11 protein-coding genes are annotated in these 13606 nt (G+C 61.7%); 6 read left to right on the top strand and 5 right to left on the bottom strand.

Annotated features, from left to right (window positions below):
* Positions 1-60: 60 nt before the first annotated feature.
* On the top strand, positions 61-1179 hold the full coding sequence (locus ACE1EY_RS07185; protein ID WP_370299810.1) for a glycosyltransferase family protein: 1119 nt from the start codon (positions 61-63) through the stop codon (positions 1177-1179).
* Between the two features lie 50 nt (positions 1180-1229).
* On the opposite strand, the gene ACE1EY_RS07180 is transcribed toward ACE1EY_RS07185, so the two are convergent.
* Positions 1230-1910, bottom strand: coding sequence for a type 1 glutamine amidotransferase (locus ACE1EY_RS07180; protein ID WP_370299809.1), 681 nt, complete (start codon positions 1908-1910; stop codon positions 1230-1232).
* Positions 1911-2054: 144 nt separating this feature from the next.
* On the opposite strand from ACE1EY_RS07180, the gene ACE1EY_RS07175 reads away from it, so the two are divergent.
* The 3 genes from ACE1EY_RS07175 (at position 2055) to ACE1EY_RS07165 (ending at position 7412) form a co-directional block, all read left to right on the top strand.
* Positions 2055-3872, top strand: a complete 1818-nt coding sequence (locus tag ACE1EY_RS07175; RefSeq protein WP_370299807.1) for a long-chain-acyl-CoA synthetase — start codon at positions 2055-2057, stop codon at positions 3870-3872.
* Positions 3873-3886: 14 nt separating this feature from the next.
* Positions 3887-5221 (top strand): wax ester/triacylglycerol synthase family O-acyltransferase, encoded by a 1335-nt coding sequence (locus ACE1EY_RS07170; protein ID WP_370299806.1) that lies wholly within the window; start codon positions 3887-3889, stop codon positions 5219-5221.
* A 142-nt stretch (positions 5222-5363) separates the two neighbouring features.
* Positions 5364-7412 carry a M13 family metallopeptidase gene (locus ACE1EY_RS07165; protein ID WP_370299805.1) on the top strand — a complete coding sequence of 683 codons (2049 nt, stop codon included), beginning with the start codon at positions 5364-5366 and terminating at the stop codon, positions 7410-7412.
* Positions 7413-7478: 66 nt separating this feature from the next.
* Here ACE1EY_RS07165 and ACE1EY_RS07160 read toward each other — a convergent pair whose 3' ends face one another.
* Positions 7479-8372: a LysR substrate-binding domain-containing protein gene (locus tag ACE1EY_RS07160; protein ID WP_291512689.1), complete on the bottom strand. Its 894-nt coding sequence runs from the start codon at positions 8370-8372 to the stop codon at positions 7479-7481.
* Positions 8373-8536: 164 nt separating this feature from the next.
* On the opposite strand from ACE1EY_RS07160, the gene ACE1EY_RS07155 reads away from it, so the two are divergent.
* A complete protein-coding gene (locus ACE1EY_RS07155) occupies positions 8537-10087 on the top strand; it encodes a catalase (protein ID WP_370299804.1) in 1551 nt (516 codons plus the stop codon).
* A 59-nt stretch (positions 10088-10146) separates the two neighbouring features.
* Entirely contained in the window at positions 10147-10719 is a 573-nt protein-coding gene (locus tag ACE1EY_RS07150) for an ankyrin repeat domain-containing protein (RefSeq protein ID WP_370299803.1), read from the top strand.
* 583 nt (positions 10720-11302) lie between these two features.
* On the opposite strand, the gene ACE1EY_RS07145 is transcribed toward ACE1EY_RS07150, so the two are convergent.
* The 3 genes from ACE1EY_RS07145 to ACE1EY_RS07135 all read right to left on the bottom strand — a co-directional run bounded on the left by ACE1EY_RS07145 (position 11303) and on the right by ACE1EY_RS07135 (position 13558).
* The gene (locus tag ACE1EY_RS07145; RefSeq protein WP_370299802.1) at positions 11303-11899 is read right to left on the bottom strand and encodes a hypothetical protein; all 597 of its coding nucleotides are present in this window, start codon (positions 11897-11899) and stop codon (positions 11303-11305) included.
* A 252-nt stretch (positions 11900-12151) separates the two neighbouring features.
* A complete protein-coding gene (locus ACE1EY_RS07140) occupies positions 12152-12724 on the bottom strand; it encodes a hypothetical protein (RefSeq protein WP_370299801.1) in 573 nt (190 codons plus the stop codon).
* Positions 12725-13072: 348 nt separating this feature from the next.
* Complete coding sequence (locus tag ACE1EY_RS07135; protein WP_370299800.1) at positions 13073-13558, bottom strand: paraquat-inducible protein A; 486 nt, start codon at positions 13556-13558, stop codon at positions 13073-13075.
* Between the last annotated feature and the right edge of the window lie 48 nt (positions 13559-13606).

The raw sequence follows: 13606 nt of genomic DNA, 5'->3' as shown, positions 1-13606 counted from the left end.
GTCACGGATCGATCAAACTCACTGAGTAGCGTGGGGGAAACCTGTAGCAGGGAATCCACGATGCGAATTGCCTACGGAGTGATGGGATACGGCCGCGGTCACGCGATGCGAACCGCGACGGTATTGCCCCATTTGATGGAGCAGCACGATGTGCGCGTGTTCGCCTCGGCGGACGCTTACAAGGTGCTTGCGCCCCAGTTTCCAACAACCGAGATCCCGCTGTTCCGTTATCACTACGGTGCGAGCGGACGGTATTCACTACGCAAGACCGTGGCGCGGAATCTCAAGCCGATTGCCGACCTGCTGTTCCAGATGGATGGCATGCAGGCCTTGATGAACGAGTTCGCCCGGTTTCGTCCGGATGTGGTGATCTCGGACTCGGAAGCCTGGACGCTGCGCGCGGCCGAAGCGATGGGTATTCCGACCATTAGCTTTGATCACGTGGGCGTGATTGCGCATTGCGAGCCGCATTTCCCCTGGGAATTGCGCACCGCCGGCCTGCGCGACGCGATGGGCTATCGCTATCTGATGGGCCAGCCCGACCGCATTCTGATTTCCAGCTTCTATCCGGCGACACCCAAGGATGCACGGACCCGTGTGATCGGTCCGTTGATGCGCGACGAAGTGTTAGGCGTGGTACCCACGCAGAGCGAACACCTTCTGGCCTATTTCAACAAGGGCAAGCACCTGTTCCGTCCGCGCGTGGAAGAAGCGCTGCGCAAGTGCGACCGCCCGGTCATCGTCTACGGCACCGATCGTCGCGGCCAGGACGACAACCTGCTGTTCAAGGCCCCGGCCAATGCCGAGTTCGTTCGTGATCTGGCCAGCGCCAAGGCCGTGGTCGGCACCTCCGGCAATCAGCTGGCCGGCGAAGCGATCCACTTTGGCAAACCGATGCTGGCACTACCGGAAGATGCCTTCGAGCAACGCCTCAATGCCTACATGGTCGAGCGCATGGGCGTGGGCATGCGCCGGTCGCTGGCGCGGCTGCATGTGCGCGATATCGAGGATTTCCTGGCGATGTCGCCTTTCATGCGCAACAACATGGATGAGCACCGTCGTAACGGCCGGGCAGAGGCCCAGCAATGGCTGGACACTTACCTCGCCGAACTGGCGGGTCACCGCACTCGGTCGGTGATCACCCCGGCGGTGAACGGCTGGATGGCCCAGACCGCCTGATTCAGCAGCGGATGCGATCAAGGGCGCCTCGGCGCCCTTTTTTGTTGCCGCTAAGTCGAAACCAGGCGATCCAGCAAGTCAAACAAGATCGGTCGCAGGGTCTCGAACCGCGCGGTGTCGGCCAGCATGGCCTCCGCAGACTGGACCGTCGGCCCCGGCTCGAATGTCGTGTGGTCGATAATGTCCTGCGCGCTGCGCGGGGTCGTTTCCAGATGGCATTGCAATCCGAGCACGCGTTCACCCCAGATGAAGACCTGGTTGGCATATAGCGCGCTGCCGGCAATGCACGTTGCGCCGTCCGGTAGCTCGAAGGTATCGCCGTGCCAGTGGTAGGCCTGAAACGAGACCGGCAAGCCGTCGCAGACCGGGTGAGTCGCGGCGGTGCGGGTTACCGGAAACCAGCCGATCTCCGGCTGCGGCCCGCGGTAGACCCTTGCGCCCAGGGCGCGTGCGATGAGCTGCGCCCCCAGACAGATACCCACCACGCGCACACCGGCGTCAATCGCCCGCCGGATGAAGACCCGCTCTGCTGTCAGCCAGGGGTAGGCATCGGTCTCATCGACATTCATCGGCCCGCCCATCACGACCAGCAGGTCCAGGGTCTGCGGATCCGGCAGCGGCTCGCCGGCCCACAGCGCGATGCGGGGAAACGAGAACTGACGCGCCGCCATCCAGTCGGCGATCAGACCAGGGCCTTCGAAGGGAACGTGCTGCAGCCATGCGGTCTTCATGGCGCAGAGTTTAGGACATTCAAACCGCGGGATTGACCCCACAACAACTACGTCAGCGCCCTGCGGGCATTCGCAGCCACGACAGATATCGCTACCCTGCGACACATAACAAACGGGGCAACCCCGCAGCAGCGAGAGACGACGATGAGCGATACCAAGCGGGTCGGGCTGACCGACATTGCCCGGGGCGTGATCCGGGGCGTGCCGGATGCACCATCGGTGGCACGCGGCCTGTACCGGCTGGCCACGGTGCGGCCCGGCAGCCACCAGTCGATCGGATCGGTGATCGAGCGATGGGCGAAAAAGACACCCGATGCCCCTGCGCTGCGTTTCGAAGGCCGGACTTGGACCTACGCGGAGTTCAACGCCTGGGCCAACCGCATTGCCCACGCACTGGCGCAGGCTGGAATTCGTTCCGGTCACACGGTCGCAATCCTGATGGAGAATCGGCCCGAAGCCTTGGTCTGCGTCGCGGCCACGCTGAAGCTCGGGGCCGTCGCCGGCCTGCTGAACCATAATCAGCGTGGCGAGGTGCTGGCGCACAGCATCGACCTGGTGAAGCCGACCGCGCTGATTCTGAGCGCAGAATGCCAGGAGGCACTGGAATCCTCGGGATTTGCCGCCAATGCAGACGCCTGCACCCGGTTCTGGCACGGAGGCGACGATGGCGCGCCGCCTCCGGCCGGGTGGGACGATCTGGACCGCCTCGCCGGCCGTCAGTCAAGCACGAATCCGGCATCGACATCGTCCGTGCGGGCCGACCAGCCCTGCTTTTACATCTTCACCTCGGGCACCACCGGCCTGCCGAAGGCATCGGTCATGACCCATTACCGCTGGCTGTCGGCGATGGGAGGCGTGGGCAATGCCACGCTGCGCCTGCGCGGCGATGATGTGTTCTACGTCTGCCTGCCGCTTTATCACAACAACGCGCTCACGGTGTCGTGGAGCAGCGTGCTGGCGGCCGGAGCCTGCCTGGCGCTGGATCGCAAGTTCAGCGCCTCTCGGTTCTGGGACCGGGTTCGCGACAACGGGGCCACCGGGTTCTGCTACATCGGTGAACTGCTGCGGTATCTGCTCAACCAGCCCGCGAGCGGTCGTGACCAGGATCACGCGGTGCGACTGATCACCGGCAACGGCTTGCGGCCGGAAATCTGGGACGCCTTTCAGCAACGGTTCGGGATCGATCGCATCTACGAGTTCTACGGTGCCAGCGAATCGAACATTGCCTTCATCAACGCGTTCGGGGTGGACCGCACCGCCGGCTTCACCCCCATGGCATTCGCCATCGTCAGCTACGACACCGACGCCGACGCGCCGATCCGCCAGGGGGGCAAGAGTCGCATGCAGCGCGTACGCCGCGGGGATGTCGGCCTGCTGATCAGCAAGGTGACCAATCGCCGCCCATTCGACGGCTACACCGACGCCAAGGCCACGGAAGGCAAGTTGCTGCGCAACGTGTTCCGCAACGGCGATTGCTGGCTGAACACCGGTGACCTGGTTCGGGATCAGGGCCTGCGCCATATCCAGTTTGTCGACCGCACCGGCGACACCTTCCGCTGGAAGGGGGAGAACGTCGCCACCGGCGAGGTCGAGGGCGCGCTCGCCCAGTTGCCGGGCATCGAACATGGCGTCGTTTACGGCGTGCAAGTGCCGGGACACGATGGCCGCGCCGGCATGGCCGCCGTGACGCTGGCGGCGGGGCATGCCTTCGACGGCGCCGGTCTGGCGCGGGGCCTTTGCGAAACCCTGCCCCCCTATGCGGTCCCGGTGTTCATCCGCCTGCGCGAGGAGCAGGACACAACCGGCACCTTCAAATACCGCAAGGTCGATCTGAAAACCGATGGTTTCGATCCGGTGTCGGTCACCGATCCGCTTTATGTGCTGCTGGATCGCGACAAGGGCTACGAGCGGCTGACCGAACGTGTCGCCGAGGCCATCGCCGCCGGTGGCTGCCGGCTATGACGCCGGTTAACCCGATGGACCTCGGCTTCCTGCTGCTGGAGCGCCGTAACCAGCCCATGCATGTCGGCGGCTTGATTCTCGCCCGGCCGCCGGCCGATGCCGGGGCCGATTACGCGCAGCGGCTCATTGCCGACATGCTGCAATTCAAACAGGCCGAGGCGCCGTTCAACCAGCGTTTGCAACGCCGTGCGGGTGTGTGGTGCTGGACCCAGGACGAAGACTTCGATCTGGAGGCCCATGTCTACCACCTGTCGCTGCCCGAGCCGGGGCGGATTCGCGAACTCCTGGCGCTGGTGTCCAAGCTGCATTCCAGCCTGCTCGATCGCAGCAAGCCGCTGTGGGAGGCCTATGTCATAGAGGGTGTGCAGGATGGGCGGATTGCCCTGTACATCAAGGTGCACCACGCCCTCGTGGACGGCGTGGCGGCCATGCGGCTCATGCAACGTGTGACGTCGGAAGACCCAGCCGCCGAGCTCGTCGCACCCTGGGCGCTGCCGCCACGCGAACGGCGGACGGAATCAGGCGACACCCAAGGGTCCGCGCTGACCGCCCTGGTCGACGCCGCATCACAGTTTCGCCGGCATGCGGGATCGGCGAAGACGGTCGCTACCGAGGTCTTGCGCTCGATTCGGGCCCGCAAGTCCGACCCCGACTACGTTTCGGTTTTCCAGGCGCCCCGCAGCCTCTTCAACCAGCGAATATCGGGCAGCCGCCGCTTCGCCGCCCAGTCGTACGGGCTGGACCGCATCCGGCAGGCGGCGACCCGGCACCAGGCCACGATCAACGACATCGTGCTCGCCATGTGCGGCTCCGCACTGCGGCGCTACCTGCTGCAACTCGGTGATCTGCCCGACAAGCCGCTGATCGCCATGGTGCCCGTCTCGGTGCGGCGTGATGATTCCGACGGCGGCAATCAGGTGGCGATGATCCTGGCGAACCTAGCGACGCACCTGGATGATCCGCTCGAGCGGTTGGACATGACCGTACGCTCGGTCAATCACAGCAAGGAGCGTTTCGCCCGGCTTTCGCAAGGCGAGATCCTCGCCTACATGAGCACCGTGATGGCCGCGCATGGCGCCAATATCGCGCTGGGCATCAATCCGGGATGGCAGGCGTTTAACGTGATCATCTCCAACGTGCCCGGCCCAAAGAACCCCATGTTCTGGAACGGCGCGGCGGTCGAGGGGGTTTACCCGGTATCGATCCCCATTGACGGCGCCGCGCTGAACATCACCCTGAACAGCTATGCCGACAACCTCGAGTTCGGTCTGATCGGCTGCCGCCGCACGCTGCCGCATATGCAGCGGCTGCTCGCCTACCTGGACGAAGGCTTGGACGCACTCTGCTGAGCCGCGCTGCGACCCTTTTCGGGATTCCGACCATCCTGCCCTACAAGGGCAGTTGATCGCCGACGTACGGCGCAACTGGCGATTTTTCCGTGATTTGGCGCGTATCTGCTAGCCTGCGCGGGTTCATTTCAGAGATTTCCTAGTGATCAAACACCTTCTAGTAGGCGGCGCCGTGTTGGGCGTAACCGCCTGTTCGCATTTTCCGTTCGGCGATTCCGTGGAGACAGAGCAACCGGAAGCACCTCTGGCCTCCGGCGTGCTGCATGATCATTTCGACGACACAGTGCAGCCGCAGCAGGACTTCTACCGCTGGGTCAACGGCACCTGGTTGGACGAAACCGAGATCCCGTCCGATCGCTCGAATTACGGCGCATTCAGCGTGCTCGCCGACCAGGCGGAGCAGCAGCTGCGCGACCTCATCGAGACCGCGGCGGCTACCGAGACCAAGGCCGGCTCCGACGAACAGAAGATCGGTGATTTCTACGCCAGCTTCATGGATGTCGAGACCGTCAATGCGTTGGGCGCGCAGCCGCTGGCCGAGGAGTTCGCGAAGATCGATGCGCTGACCTCAGCCGACGATTTTCCGGCCCTGTGGGCACATCACCAACTGGTGGGCATCGGCGGCATTTACGGCGCCTATATCTACCAGGACGCCAAGAACTCCGATCAGTACACCATGTACTTCGCCCAGTCCGGCACCGGCCTGCCCGACCGTGACTATTACCTCGAGGAGACCGAGGCCTTCGCGAAAATCCGCGCCGCCTACCTTGAACACATCGAGGCCATGCTGACGCTGGCGCAGATTGATGATGCCGCAGCCAAGGCGCAGGCCATCTTCGAGCTGGAAACCGCGCTGGCACGCGCCCAGTGGACCAAGGTGGAGAGCCGCGATATTTCCAAGACCTACAACAAGGTCACCGTCAGCGAACTGGCCGACCTGACACCCGATTTCGATTGGGGCAGGTTCCTGGGCGATATGGGTATCGAGATCGATGCCGTCGTGGTCAGTCAGCCGAGCTTTTTCGAAGCCTCGAACACGCTGATCACCGACACGGACCTGGGCACCTGGAAGGCCTATCTCAAGTGGAAGCTCATCGATTCCTATGCGGGCATTCTGTCGGACGATTTTGTCGATCAGAACTTCGCCTTCTACGGCACCACGCTGCGGGGCACGCCGGAAAACCGGCCGCGTTGGAAGCGCGGTGTGAGCAGTGTCGAAGGCTCGCTGGGTGAAGTGCTGGGGCGGCTCTACGTCAAGAAGCATTTCCCGCCCATCGCCAAGGCACGCATGGAGCGACTGGTCGGTAACCTGATGCTGGCCTACGAGCAGTCGATCAATGAGTTGGACTGGATGACCGACGAGACCAAGGTCGAGGCGCTCAAGAAGCTTGCGACCTTCCGTCCCAAGATCGGCTATCCGGACAAGTGGAAGGATTACTCGGCGCTGGAGGTCAAGGCGGACGATCTGTTCGGCAATGTCATCCGCTCCAACCTGGTCGAATCCCAGCGCGAGATCGCCAAGCTCGGCGGCCCGGTGGACGAGGACGAGTGGCACATGACGCCACAGACGGTGAACGCCTACTACAATCCGGTCGCCAACGAGATCGTGTTCCCGGCCGCCATTCTGCAGCCGCCGTTCTTCGACTTGGAAGCTGAGGATGCCGTGAACTACGGCGGCATCGGCGCGGTGATCGGTCATGAGATCGGCCACGGCTTTGATGACCAGGGCTCCAAGTTCGACGGCGAAGGCAATCTGAACAACTGGTGGACGGACACCGACCGTCAGGCCTTCGAGCAGCTCACCACCAAGCTGATCGACCAGTACGACGCCTACGAGCCGCTGCCGGGTTATCACGTCAATGGCCAGCTCACCCTGGGCGAGAACATCGGCGATCTCGGCGGCCTGAGCATTGCCTACGAGGCCTACCATCTGGCACTGGGCGATCGTCCGGCTCCGGTCATCGACCGGCTGACCGGCGACCAGCGCCTGTTCATCGGCTGGGCGCAGGTTTGGGCGCGCAAGTTCCGCGACGAGGCGCTGATCGAACGGATCAAGTCCGATCCGCATTCGCCGAGCGAGTACCGCGCCAACGGCACGCTGGAGAATGTCCCCGCGTTCCACAAAGCCTTCAACACCCGTGCCGGCGACGGCATGTGGAAAGACCCGGAAGACCGGGTGCAGATCTGGTGATCTGAACTCAACACGCAGAACGACAAAGGCCGGGGTTTCTCCGGCCTTTGTCGTTCTGGCGGGCAATCAGCCGGTGGCGCGCTCCGCCGTCATGGCGCGCAGCAGCGCGTCCATGCGCTGCACGACCTCACGGGTGGCGCTGGTCTTGCGGTAGAACAGGCCGATCCTGCGGGTCGGCGCGGGCGGCACGAATGGCAGATAGCGAATGCCCGTCTCGCCGGCGCGGATCGCGATCTCCGGAAACAGCGTGATGCCGGTGCCGGCGCGGACCATGTGTCTCAGGGTTTCCAGACCGGTCGCACGCAAATCCTGCTGCTCGCCCGCATCGTGATGGCGGCAGATGTCCAGCGCCTGATCACGCAGACAGTGGCCCTCCTCCAGCAACAACAGGGTGTGGCGCCCCAGCGTCGACTGATCCACCTGTTCGTGGTCAGCCAGTGGGTGGTCATCCGGCACCGCCAGATAAAAGGGCTCCTCAAACAGCGGCTGGCAGACGAGGGAATCATCGTGGACCGGCAGCGCCAGCAGGGCAGCATCGAGGTCGCCGTCCTTGAGCTTCTGCACGAGCGCGGCCGTCTTGTCCTCGACCAGAACCAGCCGCAGCCGCGGTAGCTCGGCCTTCACCACCGACACCAGATCACAGTAGAAGTAGGTGGCGAGCGTCGGGAAAGCACCAATGCGGAACTTGCTGGCGAACGGGTCCTGGGCGCTTTCGGCCGCGTCGCGGATCGACTCGACCTCGCGAACAATCCGGCTCGCGGAGCGAATAATGGTTTCGCCCACATCGGTGGGCATCACCCGCTTGTTGGTCCGTTCGAAGATCTGCACGCCCAGCCACTCTTCCAGGCGCTTGATCTGCCCACTCAGGGTGGACTGGCTCACGTGGCATTGCTGCGCAGCCCCACTGAAGCTGCGCAACTCCGCGACGGCGACCAGGTACTGCATGTCTCGAAGATTCATGGCGAGCTATCGGTCGAACCGATCATTTGGATTGGAACATCCCATTGTACATCGATAATACCGATCAATAGTCTGGCATTCATCGGTTGGGTGGCTTATGCGCGCCTCTCCGACTCTCTTATTCACGAGCGGCCGCCACAGGGCCGGCCGACAGGAGCACCAGAATGTTCAGACTCAGAGCCATCACCGCGGCCGCACTCACCGCCAGCCTATTCGCCGCGTCCGTGGCGTCCGCCGAGCAACTGACCCGGGCGACCGGCGCACCGGTTGGCGACAACCTAAATTCGGAAACGGCCGGGCCGCTGGGCCCGACGCTGCTGCAGGACCACCAGTTGATCGAGAAGCTGGCGGCCTTCGATCGCGAGCGGATTCCCGAGCGGGTCGTCCACCCCCGCGGCACCGGCGCGAAGGGGTATTTCAAGGCCACGGCCGATCTATCTGAGATCACGCGAGCAGCGCCATTCCAGGCCGCCGGCAAGCAGACGCCGGTGCTGGTGCGCTTCTCGTCGGTGATCAATTCCAAGGGCTCGCCGGAAAGCCTGCGCGACCCGCGTGGCTTCGCCGTGAAGTTCTACACCGAGCAGGGCAACTGGGACATCGTCGGCAACAACTTCCCGGTGTTCTTCATCCGCGATGCCAAGCAGTTTCCGGACATGGTCCACAGCCTGAAGCCAGACCCGGTGAGCAACGTGCAGGACCCGAATCGCTACCTGGACTTCTTCTCGTTCAAGCCCGAAGCCACCCACATGCTCACGCTGCTGTACTCACCGCTGGGCATTCCCGCCAGCCTGCGCGAGATGGACGGCTCCGGCGTGCACGCCTTCAAGTTCGTCACCGACGACTGTTCGGCCAAGTACGTGAAGTTCACCTGGAAATCGCGACAGGGCCAGACCGGCCTGACGCCAGCGCAGGCGGCCAAGGTTCAGGCCGCGGATTTCAACCACCTGACGAACGATCTGTACCAGAACATCGAAGCCGGCAATTTCCCGATCTGGGATCTCTATATCCAGACCATCGAGCTGGATCAGGTCGACGATTTCGCCTTCAATCCGCTGGATACGACCAAGATCTGGCCCGAAGACCTCGTGCCGGCACGCAAGGTCGGCGAAATGGTGCTCAACGAAGTCCCCGACAACTTCTTCCAGTGGACCGAGCAGGCCGCGTTCGCACCCAGCAACATGATTCCGGGAATCGAACCGTCGGAAGACCGGATGTTGCAGGGGCGTCTGTTCTCCTACGCCGACACCCAGCGCTACCGCCTCGGCGTCAACCACCTGCAACTGGAACCGAACCGCCCGCGCGTCGAAACGCATGCGGTCAGCGTGCAGGACGGCGCCGGCTACTCCAAGCCCATGTCGCGCAGCGTGAACTACTTCCCCACACGCCGGGCCGGTGAAACGGGGTACGCGACCACCGACGCCGGCTACAAGAGCTGCCAGTACGCGCTCAAGGGCACGACTCAGCAGATTCCGTTCAGCAAGACGCAGAACTTCAAGCAGGCCGGTGAGCTGTATCGATCCTTCAGCCGAGGCTACCGCACGGCACTGGTCGAAGCATTCGGGGGCGACCTGGCGGCCGTCGAGAACCAGGAGATCCGTGACATCATCACCTCGTATCTCTACAAGGCGGATGCGGACTACGGGCAGCGGGTCGGCAAGATCGCGAAGGCCGACATGAGCCGCGTCAAGCAACTTGCAGCGTCCTACAACGACTGAAGCCAACCGAACTGCGGCGCCGGCCAACGGCGCCGCAGTTCGCAGCTGGAGAGCACCGCATGAAAACGCTTCAAACCCTGAGGTTCCGGGTCCGCTGCCTGTACGTGATCACACTGCTGATCCTGCCGTCACTGGTGCAGGCCGGCGATGATCTCGAAGCGGCGCTGCTCGACGCAGCCCGAGGCGGCGACGCCACCGTGATCAGTCAGCTACTGGATGCCGGTGTCGATGCCAACGTGCAAACGGCCAGCGGCTACACCCCCTTCATCCTCGCGACCTACCACGCCCACACCGCGGCGGCCACGGCGCTGCTGGCTGGTGGCGCCAACCCCTGCGCGACAGACGAGCGGGGCAGCAACGCCCTGATGGGCGTGGCGTTTCGTGGTCACGAGGCGATGGCCGAGTGGTTGCTGGAGCAAACCCCGTGCTCCGTCAATCACCGCAACCTGAATGGCCAGACGGCCCTGATGATCGCGGCGCTGTTCGGCCGCGAAGCGATGATTGAACAGCTGGTAGCCCACGGCGCCGACCCGGCGCTGGCCGATGCCAGTGGCAACACCGCAAGCTCGCTGGCCCAGGCGCAGGGACTGACACGGGTGGTGAACAAGCTGCGCTTTTTGATCCGTGGGTGAAGCGACGAGCCTCTCATCACGGTAGGCAGCGCCTTGGATCCCCTGGCGATCAGCCGAACGTGACGACCCCTGATTCTTCTATACGACACACGGGGCGTCAGCCGGCTCCCTCTCGGGCAGCAACGGCACGGCTACACGTGTATTGCGCCCGCCGAGAAGATCGGATTGAACATCCAGCAGCTGGCCGGCAGCCCGTTGGCGGCAACTTGGCGGCGGGAATAGATCAGTGTTTCCCTAGATTCAGTAGCGGCGTATAGCGTTGTGCGCTGCAATGACGGAATGGACGCCCCCCGCCGTTACGAAACCATTTCTTGAGCGCATCGAGAACCCACAAACGTTTTTCAGCTCTGCCTTGGATCAGGTTCGGGGAAGGGATCGAGCGTCAGGGCAGAGCATTGGAAGGCCCTTGGTGGATGACGAGACGCTGGTCGTACTGGGCACGGGAATGCGCGTTCAGTTGAAACCGGGGAAACGCGGACGGCGGCCCAAGGATAAGACAGATTCGGAGCAGATTAAATTAGCGTAATTGATAAGGTGTCGCCGTAAATCGCTTTTTCAGAGCCTCGAAATAGAAATCGGTTTTTTAAAGCTCGAAGTCGAGATTAATTGCGGTTTTTGGGAGCGACTCGTAGGCAGGTTCGTTATAGTAGCTGTTTTGGCTTGGTCCCATCGTTGGCTGTGCCGCGGGAGGTGCGACCGCAATATCGAATTCATCCACCCATGTACGCCCGGCTCCATTTTGAATCGCCCCGAATACGATTCGTGCGGCATCTTCCGGAACAGCGAGTACGATTCGTTTCCTTTGCCAGTCTGTGGTGCCAAAAAGCGGCCTATCTGACATGTTGTCGAGTGAGATCACACGCCCGTCCGCTGCATCAATTCGTGCCCATAATCCCGACCAACCCTTCAAATCTTCGGTCTTGATAGTGGCTGCGACTTCGATTGACCTACCCAGATAATTAGCCGCCGAGATGGCCTGACCTAACCCCCCCCATGTGGTTCTCGTTCCGCTGAGGGAATAGATAAACGCACATTTGGCACCGTATGGTGACTCTGTGATTTCGACTGTGTAATCAGTTCCCGGGGCACCTCCAAACGACCACCCCGCAAGACTCGAATCGGTTTCCTGCGCTTGGGCATAGCCAAATAATAAAGGCACTAAAAAAGCGTAATACTTCACCAATTTAAATCACCCCTTTTGTTTCGTGTTGCAAACATCGCAGGTTGCCCGACTTGGAGTTCCCCGAATTCCGTGGACGTAGCCGCTAGCATTATGCTACGGGCTAACGCACGAAAAATTGTTAAAACAATAAGGGCAGACCACGCTTTATGACTACTCGCAAGATTTAGTGGAGCGACACAGGCAAGGCGTGTGACACCGGGTAAGCCGAGCCTGCAAAGGAAGTAGTAAGCGATGAAGAGGGTGTGTTGTTCAAAACTGTGGTCTGTCCCCTTTTTCTCCATGGTTTTGTTGGGTACCGTTTTTAGCGTGCTCAAATGCAGCACGCACAACAGGTTGCCATTTGTTGTAGGAAAACCCTCTACCTGACGGGTGACTAACATAAGCAACAGGTATGTGACTTGGGAGAGTGGGCAAGTGAGCTTCTGTTTCCTTTCCGAGCACAACCAAGACATCAGGCTTAAGTTCTTGGATGGTAAGTAGCAACGGTTGTTTGGCATTTTCCCAATGCTCAGCTGTTGGGCGTTGGCGAGCTTTGGTGCCCACAAATTTCTGCACATAGTTATAGAAAGCCACTTTCTCCCAGAATTCACGGCGCGACTGCATGGGCACATACCCCCGCGAAGCGTCCAAACTTACGAGCCGCTGAGTTACAGTAAAGAATTTACTTCTTTTCCTTTGCCCCCACTTCGCGATAATTTCTGACGTGAAAGATGGACGCTCAGGCGGCGCTCCATAGTGTGACTCACCAAGAATAAGCACCCGAAGACCATCAATGCCTTCAGCCTGATATTCGCTTCCAATCCAAGGTTCGAAGTTACGCATGATTAGGTACCCAACGCGTATTCGGCACAAGATAGCGCCCTAATCCCGACGGACAAAAGCGACCTAATCTTCGAAGATCGGATCGGTCGCTCCGACCTGCGGTTCGAGTGGCGGCGATAGCTGGGCTTTCGCTTGCTGCGTTTAGCACTCGCGGATGCATGCTTGTCTCGGATTTTGTGTCGAGTTATGCCACCGACTATAGCCCACGAATAGGCACCGGCAAGTTCACCGAGGTTTGAACGGGGCCTGAAACGAAAGGAGCCGGCGCATGGCCGGCTCCTTTTCATGATTTGTCGCTGCGTGCGGGGTGTTACCGCAACGCGAGACATTCCAATATGGCTTGTCGGCCTAGACCGCTTTGATCTCAACCCGGGGCGCCCAGGTAAAGATGGTCGACACGGCGTTGACCAGCAAGACCGAGACGATGAAGTAGTACAAGCCGCTAAGCAGCTGGGCTTCGGTAATGCCATCCATCCGTGCGCTGACGATGAGGATGGCGATGACGAAGACGTCGAGCATCGACCATTTGCCGAGCACGCCCAGCACCTTCATGCCGAACCCACGTGGACGCCCCAGGTGTGCGAGCACCAGCAGCCAAAGGTTCTTGATCACCGGAAACAGGATGGAGAACAGCATGAGCACGCTGCCCAGGAAGGTCTCGCCGCTGCGGAGCAGGGTCATCGTGCCGCCCCATAGCGACACGGTGTCGGAGAACACCCAGAACTGCTCGAAGCGGATCATCGGTTTGGTGAGCCCGGCGATCAGAAAGACCAGCGCTACCCACAGCACCAGGATCAGCGGAATGCGATAAAGCCAGGGCATGCGGTCAGGCATGACGCCTCCGCAGGTGGCCCTGGCGAATCACAGGTTCTGATGTCCCAA

This window comes from Abyssibacter sp., assembly GCF_964229365.1.
GTDB lineage: Bacteria > Pseudomonadota > Gammaproteobacteria > Nevskiales > OUC007 > Abyssibacter.
Note: the sequence above shows the minus strand (reverse complement) of the source record. Positions and strands in the feature narration are given on the sequence as shown.